The organism is Thalassospira sp. MIT121401, assembly GCF_047125595.1.
GTDB lineage: Bacteria > Pseudomonadota > Alphaproteobacteria > Rhodospirillales > Thalassospiraceae > Thalassospira > Thalassospira povalilytica.
Genome location: NZ_CP138926.1, coordinates 2,449,237 through 2,469,274, shown reverse-complemented (window position 1 = coordinate 2,469,274; position 20,038 = coordinate 2,449,237). Strand labels below are relative to the sequence as shown.

The following is a 20,038-nucleotide window of genomic DNA, read 5'->3' as shown; positions in this document are numbered from 1 at the left end:
AAAGATCATGATCGAACAGGATCAGGCACAAGACCAGGCATTGGACAAGGCACATGTCCCGGGTGAAACCCTGCATCGGCTTGTTCACGCCTATAAACGCAGCCTGATGAATGCGATGGTCGATGCCGATATGCCGATGCCGATTTCGCACAAACGCGTGATGAAATGGATCATCCGCATTCCGGGCATCACCGCCCAGCAAATGGCCGAAAAATCCGGTCAGGACAAAGGCCGCATCACGCGGCTTTTGAAAGAACTTGAAAATGACGGGCTGATTGAACGCCGCCCGCACCCGATCGATCGACGCAGCCAGACACTGCATTTGACAGCCGCAGGCGAGACCCGCATGGAAGCATTCCGCACGGTCGAGCAACATGTCAGAACCCGAATGACACGCGGTCTTACCCCCCAACAAATCAGGGATTTTGTCGAAATCGCCAATCTTATGGCTGATAACCTTGATCCCTGCGGATAGGACATGGTGCAAAAAACAAAACGCACCAAAGGACTTAGGAGTTTCTCATGAACAGACCTGCCCCGCGCGATCTTGTCGTGATCGCAAAAAAGCAAGTCACCCCCAATATGCTGCGCGTTACCCTTGGCGGTGACGGCATGGCAGGCTTTCCCGAAGATCAGGAAAGCGCCTATGTCAAACTGATCTTTCCGATTGATGGCGATGACAAGGACCGGGTATTGCGCCGGACCTATACCGTGCGTCATGACCGCATGACCGATCAGGGCCGCGAGATCGATCTTGATTTCGTCATGCATGGCGATGGGTCAGATCACAATGACCATGGTGGCCCGGCATCGAACTGGGCGGTGAATTGCAAACCCGGCGATGTGATCACGGTCGGTGGCCCCGGCCCGAAAAAGCTGGTCGATCCGGATGCCGACTGGTTCCTGATTGTCGGGGATATGACCGCCCTTCCCGCGGTTTCGGTCAATCTCGAAACGCTGGGGGCCGATGCACGTGGCTATGCGGTGATCGAAGTACGCTCGGAAGCCGATATTCAGCCCCTTGCCAAGCCCGACAACATTACCATCGAATGGGTGATCAATCCGCGTCCGGGCGAAGTCAGCAACGCCCTTGTCGATGTGGTGAAAAAGCTTCCCTGGGGCGATGGACGCCCGTCGGTCTGGGCGGCATGTGAATTCACCGCAATGAAGGAACTGCGCAGCTACTTCCGCGAAGAACGCGGCCTTGGCAAGGATGATCTTTATATTTCAAGCTATTGGAAACTTGGCATGAATGAAGACAACCACAAGGTCATCAAATCCGAAGATGCCAAAACAGCGGCCTGATCGCAGCGATCCGACAGACAAAAAAAACGCCCCGGGAAACAAAGCCCGGGGCGTTTTTATTTTCCTGCAATAACAGGACCGATCACGGTGCCGGCGGCAGGTCTTCTTCAAGAATGACCAGATTAAGCGAATAGCTGACTTCGCCTTCGTCCTCGTCACGATGCACGACGCCGACGAACTCATCGCCAATACGCATCTCGATCGGATGGCCTTTTTTCTTCGGCGCATCAATCGCGATCTGGTTATTGTCAAAGGTGCGGCGCAGATAATCGGTAACGCGCGCGATTTCGGTCGGTGTCATAGGACTTGCCCCTTGTTCTTTCCAATCGGCTTTAATCTCTCAGATCACAGGATATCGCATAGACGCCTTGGCGTCTGCCCCATTTCCTGTCTCTGTGCGTAAAACTGGTGCACTGTCCTTTCACAAACTGCCCCCGGAAATCAAGCCCGCAGCATCAAAAAACCGCGATTTGATCGATTTTCCCCGAATGATATTGCGATGACGTTGCGATGATATTACCGACGACATTGCAAATGACATTGCATTCGACCCCCGCACCGTTTAATCCGGTTATATGCCCGAAATTGATCACACCACCGACCTTATGCCGTCTGCTGACGGTCCGTCGATCCCGCCACGCGATGACGCATCGACCGGGAACGATACCGACCATGGCACCACCGCATCGCCCGAACGCCCGATCCTTTACAGTTTCCGGCGCTGCCCCTATGCGATGCGGGCACGGATGTCGCTTCTGGCAGCGGAAATTGATGTTGAACTGCGCGAAGTGGTTCTGCGCGACAAGCCGCAAAGCATGATCGATGCATCGCCCAAGGCAACGGTGCCGGTCCTGATCCTTCCCGACGGGTCGGTGATTGATGAAAGCCTTGAAATCATGGTCTGGGCGCTTGCTGAAAACGATCCGCTTGATTGGCTAAGCCCCGAAAGCGGCACGCTTGAAGACATGCTGGCGCTGATTGCGCAAAATGACGGGCCGTTCAAGCATCATCTTGATCGTTACAAATACCATACCCGCTACGAGGATGCCGATCCCGCCGAACATCGCCGGGATGCGGAAAAGATCCTTAATCGTCTGGACGGGCGGCTTGCGGTTGGCAAATACCTGTTCGGGTCGCGCCCGGCCCTGGCCGATTTTGCGATTGCACCCTTTATCCGCCAGTTCGCCAATACCGACCCGGATGCGTTTGAGGCCATGCCGTTTGTGCATGTCCAGCGCTGGCTGGATGATTTTCTCGCCTCGTCCTTTTTTGAACGGGCCATGACCAAATATGATCAATGGCACGAAGGCGACAGCCCTGTCATTTTCAGGGCCGCCTGATCAAGCGCGCCCGGACTGAAAAACACCGGAAAACGCTGGAAAACGCCGGGCAAAGGCAAACAAATCAACGATGACCAAAGGGTGGCAATCACGCCACCCTTTTTTGGTTCCTTGCCGGTTTGACCCGGCGGTGTTTGATGCCCTATGCCCCGGCCTTGTTGATCGGCAGCGACAGGATCAAAGAGCTTAGACATTTGCCATGCGGATCAAGTGCCAGTGACCTTGTCACTCCGCCGCCAAGCGCATCATGCATCACGAAATTAAGGGCCCCGATCTGTGGTAATTCATAGCGGATGACCTTGCCCGAAATCATTGTGCCAAAATGCGCGCGCACCCGTTCTGCCGTGACCTGATCGATCAGAAGCGGCCAGTCTTCGGGGTGATAGGCAATCACCGACACATTGGAAATGTTGCCCTTGTCCCCGGTGCGCGAATGCGCAATATCGCGTAACTGCAACATCAGGCCTCCATCATTTCAAACTGCGTGCGCACCTGGTCTTCGGGCAGAAGTCCCGATACGATCGCAACGATTTCCCGTTTGGATTTGGTCACCCCACCGCCACCGGCCGGCCCGTTAAGATACAGGCTTTCGACTTCCTCGCCGATCCGTGCGGCAGTGGCAAGGTCACGGCTCCGCACCACAAAGCGCAGGCGCACTTCCGCCGGTTCTGATGGCCCTGATTTGGCGTCCTGAAACACCGAATTCACCCCGATCAGTTCCCCCCTGACTTCTTCATGCGCAATCCCGGCAAGCAAAAGCCGTTGATGCAGGATATCAAGGGCAAGACGCCCGCGGGCTTCGGCACCGGGACCGGCATATGAAATCTGACCTTCACCGACACAGGAATCGACATAGCCGATCGATACCTTGAGCGTGCCGGTCCGCGCCGATCCGTCACCGCCGGTAATCGCAACCCGGTCCGGTCCGATTTCGGTAATCTCGACTTTGGAAAAATCGGCAACCACATCGGGCTGGATATAGCGTTTCGGATCATGAACTTCGTAAAGAAGCTGTTCCTTGCAGGTTGCCGCCGTGACAAAACCACCCGTATCGGCAAGTTTGGTAATGACGGCATTGCCGTCTTCGGCAACCTCGGCAATCGGGAAGCCCAACCGGGCCAGATCCGGCACATCCTTGATCCCGGGATCGGCAAAATAGCCCCCGGTGATTTGCCCCCCACATTCCAGAAGATGACCAACAAGCGTCCCGCGCCCAAGCCGGGTCCAGTCATCCATCTGCCAGTCAAATTCAAAAATCTGTGGCGCCAGAAACATCGCCGGATCGGCTGCACGACCGGTCAGAACCACATCTGCCCCCGCCGCCAGCGCATCAACAATCCCCCCCGCCCCGAGATAGGCATTGGCCGACACCACCTGTTTTTCAAAACCGGCCAGGGTGCAACCGGCCTCATCAATGCGAAACTGGTCGGGTGACAGGATATCAAGAACATCATCGCCAACAACTGCCGCCACCTTCAAACCCGAAAGGCCGAGTTCGCGCGCAATATCGACCGTGCGCCGTGCCGCGGCCACCGGGTTTGCCGCCCCCATGTTGGAAATCACCCGGATCGCCTTTTTGTGGCAGATCGGCAGAACCGCACGCATGCGCCGTTCAAGCAACGGATCAAAGCCGCCATCGGGATCGTGCATTTTTGCCTGTTGCGCCAGCGCGATGGTCCGTTCAGCCAGACATTCAAAAACCAGATAATCAATATCGCCATGCTCGGCCAGATCGACGGCCGGTTCGATGCGGTCGCCGGAAAAACCGGCACCGGTTCCGATACGGATGGTCTTCATTGTCCACCCTCCATCGCAGCACGACGGGCATCGCGCCCCCAAAACAGCAACCCGCCCAGCAGGCCCGCGGCAATCACCGGCGTCAGGAAGGCCGGCCACAATGCAATGGCAATCACAATCACCAGCATCCCGCGATCAAGCCATACCCGCCCCAGCAACGGCTGCCCGCCCAGCAAGGCCGGGATCGCCACAACAAGAACAAGCCCGGACAAAATGGCGTTGGTCACCGCCATGACGCCACCGCCGCCTGTCATGCCGGGATACAGCAGCAACATGAACGGCACGACATAGGTCAGCGCGCCAAGACGCACCGCCTCGAACGCAGCGGGAAGCCAGTTGGTCTGCGCGATCCCCGCCCCGACAAACACCGCGACACAGACCGGTGGCGTGATGACCGAAATGGTCGCGAAATAGAAGACAAACAGATGTGCGGTAAGCGGTTCGATCCCGACCGCTGTCATCGCCGGGGCCAGAACCGCCGCCACCAGCACATAGGCCGCCGTGGTCGGAAGTCCCATGCCCATGATCAGGCACACCAGACCAACAATCACCGCCACCAGAACCGTTGAATCACCGGCAATCGCGACAATCATGGAACTGAGCGTCACGCCAATCCCGGTCATGTTGATCATGGAAACAAGGATTTGCGCACCGGCCAGCAAGACACCGATAATCACCATGCCCTTGCCGGCATCAATCACCCCGTCCAGAACCCGCTTTGCCATCTCGGCAACCGATATCTGGCCGGCCGACGTCAGGACAAAGGCCACCAGCAACGCCGCCATGCCATAAAATGCCGATGTCGCAACCGATCGGCCCATGAATATCCCGATGGCAAGACCACCAAGGGCAGCAATGATCGGCAAGACCTTGCGCAGGGCAAGAATTTCGGACCATGCCGGAAGTTCATCTTCGGGCACCAGGCTCAGATTGCGTCTGGTGGCAACGATATGAACGGTCACAAACACCGAAAGATAAAAAAGGATGGCCGGAATGATTGCCGCGATCATGACATCGACATAGGCAATGCCAAGAATTTCGGCCATGACAAAGGCCGCCGCCCCCATGATCGGCGGGGCAATCTGCCCGCCGGTTGAGGCCACGGCCTCGACCGCGGCGGCAAGGGGTGCCGGATAGCCCAGACGACGCATCATCGGGATGGTGAAATTGCCGGTCGTCGCAACATTGGCCACCGCCGATCCGGAAATCATGCCAAACAGGCCGCTCGAAATAATCGCGATTTTCGCAGCGCCGCCTTTTTGTCGACCGCCAAGACGCATCGCCAGATCCATAAAGCTTTGCCCGCCACCGGTATGAAGCAACAAGGCCCCGAACAGAACAAAGGCGGCAATCACCGTGGCGGCAACCCCGGTCAGCATGCCCCAGATCCCGAGATCACCCAGGAAAATCGTCTCGGTAACGAATTCGACATCAAACCCGCGATGCCCGAGACTTCCGGGAATATATTTGCCCAGCAACGCATACAGAAGACCGGCAATCACAAGGGAAGGAAAAATTGCCCCGACCGCACGGCGACCGACTTCAAGAACGGTCACAACCAGCCCGACGGTCAGGGCCATATCAAGACGGGTCGCCCATGGCAGGGTCGTCATGATCTCGTCGTAGTTCACAACAATATAGGCACAGGCACCAACCGTGACCGCAGCAAGTACAAGATCAACAACCAATCCCAGCTTTCGCCAGTTTGTGTCTTTGCCCAGCGGATAAAGACACAACCCCAAACAGGTCACAAGTGCGAGGAAAACCGCCCTTTGAACAAGACTTTCAAACGGGCCCGTCGCCGCGGTGTAAAAGACAAAAATACCAACAAGCAACGCAAACCCGTCGCGGATGCGCACAGACATGGCGGTTTTCCCCCTGTTATTCTGGTTTCTTATTGTTTGGCCGGGTCAAGGTTCGCGGGGATGTCATATCCATGTTCGCGGAACCATTTCGCTGCACCCGGATGCAGGGGAATGGTGGCATATTGCAGCGTCAGCTTGGCAAGATCGACGCCCTTCACACTGGCCATTGCCGCGCCCTGCACTTCTTTGTCAGCCATGATGGCATCAACGATCTTGTAGGCCGCGTCTTCAGACAGGCTTGACGATGCACCGACGCCGACGCCAAAGCTCCAGGTCGAATAGGCCGGAATGCCATCAGCCGCACCTTCGGGGATATCCACCACCGAAACGTCAGGCATTTTTTCGATCAGTGCCTGTTTTTGCGCATCGGTCAGGCTCAGCACCTTGATCGGGGTAAAGGTCGCGATATCAAGGGTAGAGCTATCGAGCTTAAGACCCGCACCGGATTTCACATAGCCGCTCACACGGTTGTCCTTGATCATGTCGACAACATCGGTGGTCGATCCGCGTACATAATCCGATGACAGATCAAGTGCGGCAAACACCGCCTCGGTCGTGCTTTCGGTTGCCGATCCCTTGATACCCGGGTTGAAACGCTGTCCGGCCAATTCGGCCAGGCTGTTGATGCCGGCATCTTCGCGCACGATAACGTTCTGCGGGGCGCCGGTATAAACCCAAAGCAGACCCAGATTTTCCATCGCCTTGCCGTCAAAGCCCTTGCTGCCGGAATAGGCATGCTGGGCGACGTTGGTGGTCACCAGACCAAGGTCGATCTGGTTGCGCTCGATACGGCGCAGGTTATCCATGGTCGCCCCGGTTTCGACAACCGATGCTTCGATACCGTTATCGGCATCATTGATCAGCTTGGCGACAGAAACGAAATAACCGTAATGCGATGATGATGCCGACGTTGATCCGATCAGCAATTTGTCCTGTGCGAATGCAGGTACGGAAAGACCAATGGCAAGCGCGCCCGCCAAGGCGAGTTTCGTGAATTTCATAATGTATTCCTCCCTATGCCTTTAACGGCATGTTTGACGTTCCGTCGATTTGTTTTGACGTTGATTTTTTCGACGGACCGAAAGTGTGGTTCAGTTTTTTTATTGCAGGAAGATCAAATAGTGAGATAATTGATGCATGAAACGCATCAATCTTGATACGGACGAAATTCGATCATTCTGTCTTTTGGCAGAAACGGGCAGTTTTCGCAAAGCAGCTCAACGACTTGGAATTTCCGGATCAACATTAAGCCGCCAGATCAGCCGCATCGAAGAACGCACGCAGGCCCGCCTGTTTGACCGTGACACGCGCAATGTTGCGCTGACCGATCAGGGCAAAATGTTTCTCAGACTCGCCGAACGGATCTTGAACACCACGGATTCCGCACTGGCTGAATTTGATACCTATCTCAATACCCGGCGCGGCAAATTGACGATTGCCGGACTGCCATCGGTGACCGCCGGGCTGTTGCCGCCGCTGATTGCCGAATTCATGGATGCCCATCCCAATGTCGATGTTCAGCTTAATGACATGCTTTCGGAAGGTGTGCTGCGCGAAGTTGAAATGGGCCGTGCCGATATCGGCTTTACCGCCGATGTGGTCGAAGACAGCGACAATCTGTCTTTTCAACGCCTGCTGAGTGACAAGTTCATCGCCGTCGGGGCACCCGGAAGTTTTCTTCAGGAAGAACGCACATATAAGTGGGAAGAAATCCTGTCACAGCCGATGGTCGCCATGTCGCGTGAAACAAGTGTGCGCGCCGTTATTGACGCGGCCTGCACCCAAAACAGTTTCCTGTTTCGCCCGCGGTTTGAAGTTGCCCATCTGGCAACCGCGGGTGCGCTGGTGTCACAAGGTCTGTGCATTACCGCCCTGCCATCGCTGACCTTGCCGGTTCTGGGGCGTTCACCGCTTATTTTCCGGCCGCTTGAAAGCCCGGTTCTATTGCGCCAGATCGGCTTGATCTGGCGATCAGGGCGCACATTACCACCCGCCGCCCAGGCTTTCCTGAACCTGGTGCGCAGCCGCAATCTCAAATCACTTATCCCGCACTCAACCATTGAAAACAGCCTCGTCTCGCCAACATCTTGATGGGTGGCTTTGCATTGCCTGCGTCGTGGCGCACCTCTGCCGCGCAATGGCGCAATTTGCCTCGCCCAAGGCGCGATAATCTGTTTGCAATCTAAGGGATTATACTTCTGTTACCATTCACAGGCTGGTCATAGCGACCTTCGTGTGCTAGCAAGCCAAACATCACAACCCAACGCTTCAGGACCAGAATTTATGGCCGATTATGATGTCAAGCCGCTGATCACGGCGGACGAAATTGCCACCCAGATCGACGCGCTTGCCGCCAAGATCAACGAGAGCTTCAAAGACACGGAAAAACTGATTGTTGTCGGACTGTTGCGGGGCTCTTTTGTTTTCATCGCTGATCTGGCCCGCAAACTGACCGTTCCGGTCGAAGTCGACTTCATGGTCGCATCATCTTATGGCGACTCTACGGAAAGTTCGCGCAATGTGCGCATCGTCAAGGATCTGGATGGCCAGATCCGTGGCAAGGATGTGCTTCTGGTCGAAGACATCATTGATACCGGCTATACGCTGTCGGAAGTTGTCCGGTTGCTTAAAACCCGCGATCCGAACCGTCTGGAAATCTGCACGCTTCTGAACAAACCGTCGCGCCGCGAAGTCGAAATCCCGATTGATTTCTGCGGCTTTGATATTCCTGACGAATTCGTGGTCGGTTATGGCATCGATTATGCCCAGAATAACCGCAACCTGCCCTATATCGGCACGGTGCATTTCCACGGCGAATAGGCCGGGACCCGATCGAAATTAAAATGGCGGGAAGCTGATGCTATCCCGCCATTTTTGTATTGTGATTTTCATCTGACGGCGCCGTATCCACACGCCCCGGCGGACGATCAAAAACGCCCAGTGCTTCAAGATCGCCGACGATCTGTTCGAACCCGGTCTGCATGCGCGGCTTGTTACCCTGTCCGGTGGCGTAACCGGTTACTGCGGAATGCACCAAAAGATCAAACAGCATGTCGTCTTCGGATTTGCGCCCGGCTGCCATCTGCGCATCGGCATCGGGCTGATCAACCGCATCACCCGGATCACGTTGCAGAATGATCGCAAGTGCAATCAATCCCAGCGTCACCAACGTTCCGCCCAATGCAGTGGCAGCAGCAATCGCACCAAACGATGCCGCAAGCGCCATATAGATGGCCGCAAGCAGAAAACCGGCCCCGATCAGCATCACAATCGCGATGGCGGCAAAAGCCGCGCACTTGCGTGCCGCGGCTCTTGCCAGATCAGCCAGACTATCTGTCAGTTGATCAATCATTTCTGCAGCAGACGGCCAACAAGCAGGCCAACGCCAAAGGTCACGGCAACAGATGCCAGCGGGTTCTCGCGAACCTGATCCACGGCCACACCGCGTGCGTGATCAAACTGCTCACGGGCCTGACCGGAAACTTCACGAATGCGTTCTGCAGCCGCCTGGGTTCTGGTCTGTGCCGCATCACCACCCATTGCCTTAAGGGTCTTGGTGATTTCGGCCAGATCATTGCGCAGGGCATCAACATCGGCCTGAAGCTTTGCGGTATCTGCAGTCGTCTCGGTCTTGGTCGCCATGGTTTTCTCCTGTTGTTTTGAAAACAGCAACACCCCCTAAACGCCCCCGCCCGGCTTTGGTTCCATCTTCAATTGTGATGTTTTAGTGGCACCGGGATCCTGTCGACCCGGTCGATATCGATTGCCCTGATGTGCGTGCTGCCATCACAATTGCCATGGCAAAACGTCCTGAATGCGACCGCTTCTCAATCCATCATTCATGTAATTGAAAGCCTTAAACAATGTTCAGAAGTTTCTTGCGTTCCTTCAAAGGTACTTTATGTGCAGCTTTGCTGACATTTTCCCTTCCGGTCTGCGCCCATGCGGCGGCAACAACAACCAGCTATCTGATGTGGCAATTGCCGGGATCTGCGATCAGTTTTCCGGTCTATGTCTATCAGAATGACACACAGGTCGATTATCTGTACGCCACAACCCAGCAAGCCTTCCTTGGCGACTATGCGCCGGGTGCTACGAATGCGAACTTCATCCTTTACTATCAGGATTCAAATGCGGCCTGGCACGGTTGTAACATGGTCCTGACAAACGGCCAGATCGCCACGACAACCACCTGCCCGGGGGCTGTGATCAACAAGCCGGTCGCAAATTCCAATGTCTATACGCTGGCGATGGGGGCAATTGCCTGGCCCGCGATTGATCAGGCCCCGACAAACCCGACCACTGTCGATTACGCCAAACGCAAGATCACCTTCAAGAACGATACCCAATACGCCCAGATCCGCATCGGCGAACATTGCACGGTTTCGGCCAACCCCGACAATTCCAACTGCGCCAACAACCTCAATCTTTATGAAATTGCCAAGGGGGAAAGTGCGACCTTTTATGTCGATGGGGATGGCACGACACCTGCCCAAACGCCGCTTGCCGGTCTGACATCCTATGGCTTTACCGTCACGGCCTATAAAAAGTCGGCAAGTGACGACTGGGTTGAAACCGGCGGATATGGCAAAGGCGAAACCCCCTATGCCACCAAGATCGAATTCACCCACAAGGCCGTCCCGATCAAAAACGGCGCCCCTTCCCCGGAAGGTTCGACCAATTTTGATATTTCGGCGGTCGACGGATACAACATTTCGGTTACCGGCTATCCGGCAAAGCCGACCTATTGCACCTATACCGTGCCGCCGGAAAATTCCAATATTCTCGGGGCTGGCAAATATGGCCCGGATATCTTTCTTGCCCGGATCAATGACAGTGAAAAGACCTGTCAAAGCAGCTCGCAATTGCCACAGGGCTATAACAAGGGCGATGCGCCCGTCAAATGGGACCTGACGGTCACCAGCAATGGCAAATACCAAGGCTGCATGAGCCCGTGCAGCTACGCCAAAGTCAATAATGACAGCAATCAGGATCTGTTTTGCTGTGCCGGGAAATACAAATCATCGAAAACCTGTGACCAAGCGACCGGTGTTATTGGCGCAAACAATTCGACCTATGTCACCAATCTGGCCCCGCCGGTCTCAACGCATGTCTATCGCTTTGCCTATGACGATGCGATTGGTGATTTTGCCTGCCCGGCCCAGACCGATTTCATGATTATTTTCGGCACCGGGAACGATTGATTACCAACTGCCCAAAAAAAGAACGGCCCGCGTGGGCTGCGGGCCGTTCCATGTTCCTGTCGGAAATTTCTGGGCGGAAATGAAGAGTGGGTGCTCTTCGACGGGGGTGGGTATCCCCGTTACGTCAATCAGTAAGGCAAACCGACGTAATTTTCCGACAGGTTGGTCAATCCTGCCTTGGATGACAGGATATATTGCAATTCGGCATCACGAATGCGGCCGTCAAATTCGTTCTGATCCCCGAACGTATGCAGCATCGATGTCATCCACCAGGAAAACCGCTCTGCCTTCCAGACGCGTGCAAGTGCGGTATCGGAATAGGTCGCAAGCAGGTCTTCGCGGTTTTTCTTGTATTTCGCGATCAGGGCTTCGGACAAATAGTGCACGTCACTGGCTGCAAGGTTAAGCCCCTTGGCACCGGTCGGCGGCACGATATGGGCGGCGTCACCCGCCAGGAACAGGCGACCATGCTGCATCGGTTCGGCGACAAAGCTGCGCAGCGGCGCGATGCTTTTTTCAAACACTTCGCCTTCATTGACCAGCTCGGCATCTTCTTCGCCAAGGCGGGTGCGCAATTCGGCCCAGAAACGGTCATCGGACCAGTCTTCGATTTTATCGGTGCTGGGCACCTGAACATAATGGCGCACAACCGTTTCCGAACGCATCGAACACAGCGCAAAACCACGGTCATGCTTGGCATAGATCAGTTCATCGGCCACCGGCTTTGCATGGGCCAGAACACCAAGCCAGCCAAACGGATAGACCTTCTCGAATTCCTGAACACCCGGAAGGGTTTTCCGGCCGACACCGTGGAACCCGTCACATGCGGCAATATAGTCGCACCGCAGTTCGACTTCATTGCCGTCTTTGACATATCGAACACGCGGCGCATCACCATCAATGTCATGCAGGCTGACATCTTCGGCTTCGAACACGATTTCGCCACCATGGGCAAGACGCGCTGCGATCAGATCCTTGGTGACTTCGGTCTGGCCATAAATCATCACCGTTGATCCACCGGTAAGCTCTTCCATATTCACATGGGTGCGCTTGCCATTCACACTGATATAGATGCCGCCGTGAATGATGCCTTCCTTGTTCATGCGGGCATCAACCCCGACCCGTTTCATCAGGTCGACTGTCCCCATTTCAAGAACACCGGCACGGATGCGGCCTTCGACATAGTCGCGGCTTTTGCGTTCCAGAATGACGGAATCAATTCCCTGCACATGCAACAGATGGGAAAGAAGCAAACCGGCGGGGCCGGAACCAATAATGACGACAGGGACATGCATGACGGCTTCCTCACAAGATCACGGTTGTTGGTTTTTATTGGAATAAGAACCATTCCATTGCGGAAAGAATACGCCTGTTCGCAGTTGGACAGAATGGACAAACCGGGATAATGATTGGACAAATCGAACACGTATCCACATTTGGTTATGGATCGGGTTTGATCTGGTTTTGGCTCTTGCGGCCAAATCACCGCCTGGTCTGGTTCAGTTCAATTGCCCCGACGGCGCCTGATCCCCGCCATCGGCCGTCCCGGGGGCTGTGACAAAATCGGATTTGCACAACGCCCATTCCTTGCAGATTTCCTGTCCGTCATCCGACATCATGAAGGTTTCATAGGCCTGCATCAGTTCCGCGCCGAACGGATGTTTGCGCGAAAACAGAATGAACATGTCATTGGTTGTAATGGTGTTGGTGGTGGCATAACGTGCGGCCACCTGTTCGCCCAAAAGCCCGGTCAGGTCGTGCCAGCCCACGGCTTCCTCTTCAAACAGGATATCGGCCCGGTCTGCATGCAGAAACCGCCAGGCGGATTCCGGGTTATTTACAATGTCGGCTTCGATGCCAAGTCGTCTGAATTCCTGTTCATACCAGTAACTGGCAATCCCGACCGGACGCAGTCCAAGCCCGACAACATCACGCAACGCGTTGATATCGATCCCCTCGGGGAAACGGGACTTTTTGTAAAATCCCTTTTGATGGGCCTGGGCAATCGGATAGCGCGGAATATGAAAGGCATCCCTGCGCTCGACTGTCCGAAGCCACGGAAATGTCGCGACATAGATGCCCTGGCGGGTTTGCTCATAGGCCCGTTGCCAGGGCACGAAAATGAACCGGACGTCAAATCCCATCGCATTGAAAATCGTCTGGAACCGTTTGGCGTGTTTGCCGAAATCAGGAAGTGTTTCACTGATCATCGGCGGCCATTCGCCCACCGCCACCCAGACCTCATATCCGGGTTTCAATTTGCCCGGACCGGTTTGCCGGGCATCACCGACACGGATCACGTCCCCTGCCCGGCTTCTGGCATCATCGCCAACATTGCCACCGGCATGGGGGTCAGTTTTGGTGTTGGTTTGGGTGTGGGTGTTGGCTTGGTTGTGGGTATTCTGGCCTTTTGCCGGCATAATGACCGATCCGGCACGGGCGGTTGCCGCGACATCCAGGATGACCGCAACACATATGAACCCGATGACAACTGTTCTTTGCAACCATCGCACATGCGCTTCCCGATATAACCCCATAGGCATCTCCGGAAAATGTGACCGTGACAGGCGCTGTAAAAACCATTGATGGATCAATGCCATACCAACAATAGCATCATTTGGTGATATTGAAGAGGAAAATGCGCGTCCGCCCCCAAACCGGTATTGCGCACCCGACGCCATCGCATGTTTTTTGATCAAATTATCGCTGTGATCAAAAATTAACCTTCCCAAAGGTCGATCCGCCCCGATCACTGTGATAAGCTTCTGACCAAGAGACCAGTTTACGGTCTTGCACATGTCAAAAACCGCGACAGAACGGGATGATGCCAAACAGCCGCGCCATCGCCATCTTTACCGACCTTGACGGCACATTGCTTGATCATGACACCTATGGCTGGGACGCCGCACGTCCGGCACTTGATCGCGTGAAACAGCTTGCCATCCCCCTGATCGCCGTATCCTCGAAAACACTTGCCGAACTTGAACATATCAATCAGCAATCCATGCTGTTTGACGGGCTGATTGGCGAAAATGGCGGCGTCATTTCCCTGAATGGCGAAATCGAACAGGCTGGCCCGTCATCCGAAACAATCGATGCTGCGCGCAATCAGATCCGCGATGCAGTTTCCGTCCCTGTTGGCAGTTTTCGGACCGTCTCGCCGGAAATCATTGCATCGGAAACCGGTCTTCCGCTTGACGATGCCATTCGCGCCGGTCAGCGCCATTGTTCCGACCCGCTGATCTGGCAAGCCAGCAAGCAGGATGTCACCACGGCGCGCGCCATTGCCGAAAAATGGTCACTGAAACTGGTCAAGGGTGGCCGTTTCCATACCTTGTGCGGCCCCTCGACCAAGGGCGAAGCCATGAAACGCATTCTGCAATGGCTTGCCCTGTCGCAAAGCGGCAAAAGCGAAACCTCCCCGCCCAAACGGTTCACCACCATCGCGCTTGGGGATTCCCCCAATGACATCCCGATGCTGGCCGAGGCCGATTTTGCCATTCAGATTCCAACCAAACATGGCGCGCGGACATCGCCGCTGCTTGACCATGCCAATCTTCGGATCGCGCCCGCCCCCGGTCCTGCGGGCTGGAACGCTGCGATCAACGACCTTCTCGACCAGTTAACCAATACCAATAAAAACAGCGAGGTACTTCATGGCTGATTTCCATCAGGGTGGCCCGATCACAACCCTTCATCGCATTCTTGACCGCAACCCGGAAGAACTCGCCTATGAAATGACTGCCTTTGCCCGCCAAAGGCGCCAGACCCTGATTTTGCCGTGCCTTTATTCGGAACTTGAAACCCCGGCCATGACAACCATTGTCGATGGGCTCAAACAGGCGACCTATATCGATCAGATCGTCGTTGGTCTGGACCGCGCCAATGCGCAGCAATATCTTCATGCGCGCGAATTTTTCAAAGACCTGCCGCAGCATGTGCGCATTTTGTGGAATGACGGGCCGCGCCTGCGCGGTGTTCATGACCGGCTTGATGAATTTGGTCTGGCCCGTTACGAACCCGGCAAGGGCCGCAATGTCTGGTATTGCATGGGCTACACCCTGGCATCGGGGCGCAGTTCCGTGATCGGCATTCATGATTGCGACATTGCGACCTATACCCCCGATCTTCCGGCCAAGCTGATGTATCCGATCGCCAATCCGGCGTTCAATTTCGCCTTTGCCAAGGGATATTACGCCCGTGTTGCCAATGGCACCCTCAAGGGCCGGGTATGCCGCCTGTTTGTCACCCCGCTGATCCGGGCGTTGAAACAGGTGGTCGGCAAGACCGATTTCCTGAATTATCTCGATTGTTTCCGCTATTCCCTGTCCGGTGAAATGGCGATCCGCACCGATGTTGCCTATGGCCTGCGGGTTGCGTCCGATTGGGGGCTTGAAATTTCCATGCTTTCGGAAATGTATCGCAATCACACGGTCCATCGTCTGGCCCAGGTCGATATCGCCGATATCTATGACCACAAGCACCGCGAATTCGACCCGGCGCAAAAAGATGACGGCCTGTCGCGCATGGCGGGTGACATCGCCAAATCCCTGTTCCGCAAACTGGCAACACAGGGGACGATTTTCTCGCACGAGACATTCCGCACCCTTAAGGCAACCTATTATCGCGCGGCACTCGACCTGATTGAGCAATACCGTGCCGATGCCCTGTTTAACGGCCTTAAAATCAATCGCGACGAAGAAGAAAAATGCGTCGAGGTCCTGTCGGAAGTCATCATCAGTGCCGGTCAGCACTATCTCGACAACCCGCTTGAAAGCCCGTTCATCCCAAGCTGGCAGCGTGTTGAAAGTGCGATGGGTGACATTTTCGAACATCTTTCAAGTGCAGTTGAAGACGATCTGAACGACACCGAAATCGGCAAGGGTTAAGAGCGGGGCTTGATCCGGCACGCTGTTTCGAACGCGCTTGCGGCTCGCTGCTATTGCGTATGATCGGGGAATGGAAATATGGCCAGAAAGACCTGAAGAACGTCTTCCTGGCCTTTTCGTTCAAGAACCACCGGCAATAACAGCCGCACCCCTTTGCGCCAGTCTTTTTGAAAGATCTGCAAATGATGGATTTGCGGCTTGCCTGTTTTGCGTGCCGCGGACAGGGCCGCATGCAATGCAGTTGAAAAATGGCAATCCACTTCACGGGCAAAGGCACCGCGCCAATCCTCGCCGGTCAGCGCAATGATGTTTTCACCTTCGAGCAAAATCTGAAAATCATCCTTGTCCGGGTGATATTCATAGATGCTGATATCATCAATCCATGGGGACAACGTATCCGGGGTAAAGTCGCAACGGGTCGGAATTCTGCGCCGTGCAGCAGCCCGGCCCCACAATGCCAAAAGCGCATGCGCCCCGGCCGGTGCATCCGCGCCAAGCCGATCCAGCGGCACTTCCTTGTCATGCGAACCACCAAGCCCGGCCATTGCACATCCGTCAGATATAGTGCATCGGCTCGTAGGGGAAACGTGCGCCAAGCACCTGATAGATCGGGTCACCAAACTGGTCCATGGTTTGCGCCGGCAACAGGACACGCAACCAATGACGGTGTTTGGCATGATTTCCGGCCACATTCACATAATGGAAAGTCGGCCGCTTTTCGTACATTGTCTTTAGCAATGCCGCCATCAGACAGGTGCCATATTTCAGGTCGATCTCGCGCGGGGTAGATCCCTGAAAATTTTCGCCCGTGGCAGCAACAATTGACGGTGCATCAATGCGCACCAGAAAGTCATTCCGGACCGGCAGATATTCATAAACACTGATCTCGTCGCGCCAGCGGATCAGACGTTCCGCATTCAGAATGGCGCGTGACGGCACGCTGTTTATTCCGGTCTGGGTCCATGCATCATACCATGTGTCGACAAGCGCAATGACCCGGACATCAACGTCCTCGGGCAACCCGTCCAGTTCGGTGTCTGCTGATTCAAGCGCGCGTGATGGTATCATGGCATTTTCCCAGATATGCACGTGGGTAAATCACGCCCCGAAACAAGTATGAAAGCCAAATAATCACGATGCCCCGCGATAAAAGAAGTGGGTGACGAAAACCTGTTCGATAACCCGCCCCTGCCGGTCGGTTGCCCGCATAGGCAACAAAAGACGCAGCCATTCTTCCCAGACCTTGCGTTCATAACCGATGCGGTGAAAGGCCGGCTTGCCGTGATCGATCACCTCAAGCAATGTCGCGTGTAATGTGGTGCCAAAATCCAGATCAATCTGCCGGGGTGAACAGCCATGATAATCTTCGCCGCTGGCGTCAATGATGTTCGGGGCATCGATGCGGATGATAAAATCACGCTTTTGCGGAAGATATTCATAGATACAGATATCATCGACCCAAGGCGCCAGAACATGACCGTTCAGCACCTTTCGGTCAGGAACCTTGCCACCCTTTGCCGCCGCTTGCCAAACCTCGAAATAGGATCTTACGCGGCTTTCTGTATCATCGGGCAAGTGCGGAATTTCGATTTCCTGCGCATACGCCATGTGCGTAAATTGCCCTCTATGTCCTGCTATCTGGACACGAGTTTTGCAAAGCACATTTTGTGACGCAACGATAAACGCATCGGCTGCGTATTTTTTGCACAATCTGAAAAACCGATCAGACCGGCATGGCATCCCGATAGCGTTGCAGCAACCGGCTTTCGGTACGGTTGCGCCCGTCCCGGTTGGAAATCCACACGATCTGATAGGGCGCCAGTTTCATGATCCCGTCGTAATCTTCGATCACTTGCTGGGTGATCAAATCCTGCCAGCCTTCGGTCATGATCAGATTGATCTTCGAAAGATCAAGATCCTGTTGGGTCTCGGTCAGGTTAAAGACACAGAAAATGCTTTGTTCATTCAAATGCGACTGCCGCCAGATGCCCAGCAAATCCGGACCGAGATTAAGGGTATATTGCGTGGCATTGGGGTGAAAAGCAGGTTGTCCCATACGGATCGACATAAGCGCGCGCAACTGATCAAACGCCGATTTGGCCGGACCATCTTCGGACAGAACCCGTTCTGCATCGGAAAGCTTCCAGATCTTGCGGTTCAGGCGGCGCGGAATACCGGTTTCCTCATAAGCCGCCTGATCATTTTCCGTTGCCAGAATGGTCTGAACATAGATCGCCGGGATCCCTTCAAGCGACATGGCAATTGCCTGGCTCATCACAAACCGTTCAAGCCCCATGGTCGCTTCACCGGCGAAGTTTTCCGCCAGCATGCTGTAAAGCGTCACATTGAGCTCATAGGGCTTTTGCCCGCCCCCCTTAAGCGCACGGTAACTGACCTGCCCGCCCATCTTGAGCGCATGCTCGCGCAGGCCATCAATATCTTCATCGGGAATAAGGTTTTCGGCCGGGCGCAGACCAATACCATCATGGCTGGCGGTAAAGTTAAAGAACGTACAGCCCGCCGGGGCCGGCGGCATCGCCATGATGCATTTGCGGATATAGTCGCTTCGCCCGCTCAGCAATGCATGAATGATCACCGGTGGCAGCGAAAAGTTGTAAATCAGGTGTGCTTCATCCTGATTGCCGAAATAGGACAGGTTTTCCAGAAGCGGCAAATTGGTTTCGGTAATAAACAGCACATCGGGATAAAGCGCATTACAGGCCAGGCGCATGGCCTTGATCAGTTTATGGGTCTGATCAAGATTGATGGATGTCGTTCCGACCTCTTTCCAGATAAAGCCGATGGCATCAAGCCGCACCACGCGCACGCCATGCTTCAGGTAATTCAGCACCACGCGCAGCATTTCGAAAAACACATCCGGGTTGCCGTAATCAAGGTCAACCTGATCATAGCTGAAGGTGCACCAGACGAACTTTTCGCCGTCCTTGGTCACTACATCATTCAGCAACGCATGACTGCGCGGGCGCACCACATCGGAAAGATCATCTTCAAGGCTTGCGGTTTTGATGTAATCGACACCGGGCTTTTCACCGGCCAGAAATTGCTGATACCAGGGATGCGACGCCGAAATATGATTGGCCACCAGATCGGCCATCACCGTGCCATGCTTCGCCAGATCCTCGACATCGCCCCAATCGCCAAGCTCCGTGCGAAGCTGGCTGAAATCACTGACTGAAAATCCGTCATCGGATGTAAAGGGATGAAATGGCAGGATATGAATGCCGGTAAGCCAGTCTTTCAGCCATTTACGATGAAATTCGCCAAGGCTTTGCAGACCCTTTTTGCCGTCCTGATGGATGCTGTCGCCATAGGTGATCAGAAACGCATCGCGCTGATCCCATTTGCGCAGGTTTTCCTCTTTGGGTTCCGGCCCGTCACCTTCGACCGGCAGGCCAAGCTCGTCAAAAACGCGCAGCACCAATGCTTCGTGATCGTGTTCGGGATAAACATCTGCAAGCAGGTTGCGCATCGCGCTGGCAAACGCAATCCGTCCCGAGGTTCCGACAACACGATCCATACTGGCTCCTTCCGGGCAGGCAATTCAAAGCATTACGCAATGAAATAATGAAATTGCACAGGATGCAAGCAGGGATTCCATTCTGCCGACAAAGCAGGCA

The 20,038-nt window shown here is 54.9% G+C and carries 21 protein-coding genes; 8 read left to right on the top strand and 13 right to left on the bottom strand.

Annotation, left to right across the window (positions count from 1 at the left end; genetic code table 11):
• Nucleotides 1-7 precede the first annotated feature (7 nt).
• Nucleotides 8-475, top strand: a complete 468-nt coding sequence (locus SIB88_RS11320; RefSeq protein WP_412558099.1) for a MarR family winged helix-turn-helix transcriptional regulator — start codon at nucleotides 8-10, stop codon at nucleotides 473-475.
• A gap of 47 nt (nucleotides 476-522) precedes the next feature.
• A complete protein-coding gene (locus SIB88_RS11315; protein WP_228195645.1) occupies nucleotides 523-1,305 on the top strand; it encodes a siderophore-interacting protein in 783 nt (260 codons plus the stop codon).
• An 82-nt stretch (nucleotides 1,306-1,387) separates the two neighbouring features.
• Here SIB88_RS11315 and SIB88_RS11310 read toward each other — a convergent pair whose 3' ends face one another.
• The gene (locus SIB88_RS11310) at nucleotides 1,388-1,606 is read right to left on the bottom strand and encodes a DUF3126 family protein (RefSeq protein ID WP_068517348.1); all 219 of its coding nucleotides are present in this window, start codon (nucleotides 1,604-1,606) and stop codon (nucleotides 1,388-1,390) included.
• 274 nt (nucleotides 1,607-1,880) lie between these two features.
• Between SIB88_RS11310 and SIB88_RS11305 the strand changes: the two genes are divergently transcribed.
• Nucleotides 1,881-2,645, top strand: a complete 765-nt coding sequence (locus tag SIB88_RS11305) for a glutathione S-transferase (protein ID WP_258548260.1) — start codon at nucleotides 1,881-1,883, stop codon at nucleotides 2,643-2,645.
• 142 nt (nucleotides 2,646-2,787) lie between these two features.
• Here the strand turns inward: SIB88_RS11305 and SIB88_RS11300 are convergent, their stop codons facing one another.
• Genes SIB88_RS11300 through SIB88_RS11285 form a run of 4 tightly spaced genes read right to left on the bottom strand, consistent with a single transcriptional unit; the run spans nucleotide 2,788 to nucleotide 7,308 of the window.
• On the bottom strand, nucleotides 2,788-3,105 hold the full coding sequence (locus tag SIB88_RS11300; protein ID WP_369813516.1) for a hypothetical protein: 318 nt from the start codon (nucleotides 3,103-3,105) through the stop codon (nucleotides 2,788-2,790).
• Nucleotides 3,105-4,442: an acyclic terpene utilization AtuA family protein gene (locus SIB88_RS11295; RefSeq protein WP_412558098.1), complete on the bottom strand. Its 1,338-nt coding sequence runs from the start codon at nucleotides 4,440-4,442 to the stop codon at nucleotides 3,105-3,107. The genes SIB88_RS11300 and SIB88_RS11295 overlap by 1 nt, the downstream gene beginning before the upstream one ends.
• Nucleotides 4,439-6,307: a TRAP transporter permease gene (locus SIB88_RS11290; protein WP_412558097.1), complete on the bottom strand. Its 1,869-nt coding sequence runs from the start codon at nucleotides 6,305-6,307 to the stop codon at nucleotides 4,439-4,441. The genes SIB88_RS11295 and SIB88_RS11290 overlap by 4 nt, the downstream gene beginning before the upstream one ends.
• A gap of 29 nt (nucleotides 6,308-6,336) precedes the next feature.
• The gene (locus SIB88_RS11285; protein ID WP_068517345.1) at nucleotides 6,337-7,308 is read right to left on the bottom strand and encodes a TAXI family TRAP transporter solute-binding subunit; all 972 of its coding nucleotides are present in this window, start codon (nucleotides 7,306-7,308) and stop codon (nucleotides 6,337-6,339) included.
• Nucleotides 7,309-7,444: 136 nt separating this feature from the next.
• On the opposite strand from SIB88_RS11285, the gene SIB88_RS11280 reads away from it, so the two are divergent.
• Both SIB88_RS11280 and hpt read left to right on the top strand, forming a co-directional pair.
• Nucleotides 7,445-8,398 (top strand): LysR family transcriptional regulator, encoded by a 954-nt coding sequence (locus SIB88_RS11280; RefSeq protein ID WP_068517344.1) that lies wholly within the window; start codon nucleotides 7,445-7,447, stop codon nucleotides 8,396-8,398.
• Between the two features lie 192 nt (nucleotides 8,399-8,590).
• Entirely contained in the window at nucleotides 8,591-9,127 is a 537-nt protein-coding gene (gene hpt, locus SIB88_RS11275; RefSeq protein WP_068517343.1) for a hypoxanthine phosphoribosyltransferase, read from the top strand.
• 40 nt (nucleotides 9,128-9,167) lie between these two features.
• Here hpt and SIB88_RS11270 read toward each other — a convergent pair whose 3' ends face one another.
• Nucleotides 9,168-9,659, bottom strand: coding sequence for a hypothetical protein (locus SIB88_RS11270; protein ID WP_412558096.1), 492 nt, complete (start codon nucleotides 9,657-9,659; stop codon nucleotides 9,168-9,170).
• Complete coding sequence (locus tag SIB88_RS11265; RefSeq protein WP_068517341.1) at nucleotides 9,656-9,949, bottom strand: DUF883 family protein; 294 nt, start codon at nucleotides 9,947-9,949, stop codon at nucleotides 9,656-9,658. The genes SIB88_RS11270 and SIB88_RS11265 overlap by 4 nt, the downstream gene beginning before the upstream one ends.
• 221 nt (nucleotides 9,950-10,170) lie before the next feature.
• Here SIB88_RS11265 and SIB88_RS11260 point away from each other — a divergent pair, with 221 nt between their 5' ends.
• Nucleotides 10,171-11,511, top strand: coding sequence for a thaumatin family protein (locus SIB88_RS11260; protein ID WP_101246386.1), 1,341 nt, complete (start codon nucleotides 10,171-10,173; stop codon nucleotides 11,509-11,511).
• A 128-nt stretch (nucleotides 11,512-11,639) separates the two neighbouring features.
• Here SIB88_RS11260 and pobA read toward each other — a convergent pair whose 3' ends face one another.
• Both pobA and SIB88_RS11250 read right to left on the bottom strand, forming a co-directional pair.
• Nucleotides 11,640-12,806 carry a 4-hydroxybenzoate 3-monooxygenase gene (pobA, locus tag SIB88_RS11255; protein WP_068517339.1) on the bottom strand — a complete coding sequence of 389 codons (1,167 nt, stop codon included), beginning with the start codon at nucleotides 12,804-12,806 and terminating at the stop codon, nucleotides 11,640-11,642.
• A 204-nt stretch (nucleotides 12,807-13,010) separates the two neighbouring features.
• Entirely contained in the window at nucleotides 13,011-14,048 is a 1,038-nt protein-coding gene (locus SIB88_RS11250; RefSeq protein ID WP_101246387.1) for a hypothetical protein, read from the bottom strand.
• 284 nt (nucleotides 14,049-14,332) lie between these two features.
• Here SIB88_RS11250 and SIB88_RS11245 point away from each other — a divergent pair, with 284 nt between their 5' ends.
• Nucleotides 14,333-15,175: an HAD-IIB family hydrolase gene (locus SIB88_RS11245; RefSeq protein ID WP_412558095.1), complete on the top strand. Its 843-nt coding sequence runs from the start codon at nucleotides 14,333-14,335 to the stop codon at nucleotides 15,173-15,175.
• Nucleotides 15,168-16,400 (top strand): glycosyl transferase, encoded by a 1,233-nt coding sequence (locus SIB88_RS11240; RefSeq protein ID WP_101246388.1) that lies wholly within the window; start codon nucleotides 15,168-15,170, stop codon nucleotides 16,398-16,400. The genes SIB88_RS11245 and SIB88_RS11240 overlap by 8 nt, the downstream gene beginning before the upstream one ends.
• Before the next feature lie 50 nt (nucleotides 16,401-16,450).
• Here the strand turns inward: SIB88_RS11240 and SIB88_RS11235 are convergent, their stop codons facing one another.
• The 4 genes from SIB88_RS11235 to SIB88_RS11220 all read right to left on the bottom strand — a co-directional run bounded on the left by SIB88_RS11235 (nucleotide 16,451) and on the right by SIB88_RS11220 (nucleotide 19,938).
• Complete coding sequence (locus tag SIB88_RS11235; protein ID WP_101246389.1) at nucleotides 16,451-16,945, bottom strand: hypothetical protein; 495 nt, start codon at nucleotides 16,943-16,945, stop codon at nucleotides 16,451-16,453.
• 10 nt (nucleotides 16,946-16,955) lie between these two features.
• Nucleotides 16,956-17,468: a hypothetical protein gene (locus SIB88_RS11230; RefSeq protein WP_170310171.1), complete on the bottom strand. Its 513-nt coding sequence runs from the start codon at nucleotides 17,466-17,468 to the stop codon at nucleotides 16,956-16,958.
• Between the two features lie 63 nt (nucleotides 17,469-17,531).
• Nucleotides 17,532-18,008, bottom strand: coding sequence for a hypothetical protein (locus tag SIB88_RS11225; RefSeq protein WP_101246391.1), 477 nt, complete (start codon nucleotides 18,006-18,008; stop codon nucleotides 17,532-17,534).
• 115 nt (nucleotides 18,009-18,123) lie between these two features.
• Entirely contained in the window at nucleotides 18,124-19,938 is a 1,815-nt protein-coding gene (locus tag SIB88_RS11220) for a sugar phosphorylase (RefSeq protein WP_250283859.1), read from the bottom strand.
• Between the last annotated feature and the right edge of the window lie 100 nt (nucleotides 19,939-20,038).

Coding starts and splice junctions, on each gene's coding strand:
- SIB88_RS11315 (WP_228195645.1), top strand. CDS start 523: ATGAACAGACCTGCCCCGCGCGATCTTGTCGTGATCGCAAAAAAGCAA.
- SIB88_RS11280 (WP_068517344.1), top strand. CDS start 7,445: ATGAAACGCATCAATCTTGATACGGACGAAATTCGATCATTCTGTCTT.
- SIB88_RS11270 (WP_412558096.1), bottom strand. CDS start 9,659: ATGATTGATCAACTGACAGATAGTCTGGCTGATCTGGCAAGAGCCGCG.
- SIB88_RS11290 (WP_412558097.1), bottom strand. CDS start 6,307: ATGTCTGTGCGCATCCGCGACGGGTTTGCGTTGCTTGTTGGTATTTTT.
- SIB88_RS11245 (WP_412558095.1), top strand. CDS start 14,333: ATGATGCCAAACAGCCGCGCCATCGCCATCTTTACCGACCTTGACGGC.
- SIB88_RS11235 (WP_101246389.1), bottom strand. CDS start 16,945: ATGGCCGGGCTTGGTGGTTCGCATGACAAGGAAGTGCCGCTGGATCGG.
- SIB88_RS11220 (WP_250283859.1), bottom strand. CDS start 19,938: ATGGATCGTGTTGTCGGAACCTCGGGACGGATTGCGTTTGCCAGCGCG.
- pobA (WP_068517339.1), bottom strand. CDS start 12,806: ATGCATGTCCCTGTCGTCATTATTGGTTCCGGCCCCGCCGGTTTGCTT.
- SIB88_RS11265 (WP_068517341.1), bottom strand. CDS start 9,949: ATGGCGACCAAGACCGAGACGACTGCAGATACCGCAAAGCTTCAGGCC.
- SIB88_RS11300 (WP_369813516.1), bottom strand. CDS start 3,105: ATGTTGCAGTTACGCGATATTGCGCATTCGCGCACCGGGGACAAGGGC.
- hpt (WP_068517343.1), top strand. CDS start 8,591: ATGGCCGATTATGATGTCAAGCCGCTGATCACGGCGGACGAAATTGCC.
- SIB88_RS11250 (WP_101246387.1), bottom strand. CDS start 14,048: ATGGGGTTATATCGGGAAGCGCATGTGCGATGGTTGCAAAGAACAGTT.
- SIB88_RS11320 (WP_412558099.1), top strand. CDS start 8: ATGATCGAACAGGATCAGGCACAAGACCAGGCATTGGACAAGGCACAT.
- SIB88_RS11305 (WP_258548260.1), top strand. CDS start 1,881: ATGCCCGAAATTGATCACACCACCGACCTTATGCCGTCTGCTGACGGT.
- SIB88_RS11285 (WP_068517345.1), bottom strand. CDS start 7,308: ATGAAATTCACGAAACTCGCCTTGGCGGGCGCGCTTGCCATTGGTCTT.
- SIB88_RS11260 (WP_101246386.1), top strand. CDS start 10,171: ATGTTCAGAAGTTTCTTGCGTTCCTTCAAAGGTACTTTATGTGCAGCT.
- SIB88_RS11240 (WP_101246388.1), top strand. CDS start 15,168: ATGGCTGATTTCCATCAGGGTGGCCCGATCACAACCCTTCATCGCATT.
- SIB88_RS11295 (WP_412558098.1), bottom strand. CDS start 4,442: ATGAAGACCATCCGTATCGGAACCGGTGCCGGTTTTTCCGGCGACCGC.
- SIB88_RS11310 (WP_068517348.1), bottom strand. CDS start 1,606: ATGACACCGACCGAAATCGCGCGCGTTACCGATTATCTGCGCCGCACC.
- SIB88_RS11230 (WP_170310171.1), bottom strand. CDS start 17,468: ATGATACCATCACGCGCGCTTGAATCAGCAGACACCGAACTGGACGGG.
- SIB88_RS11225 (WP_101246391.1), bottom strand. CDS start 18,008: ATGGCGTATGCGCAGGAAATCGAAATTCCGCACTTGCCCGATGATACA.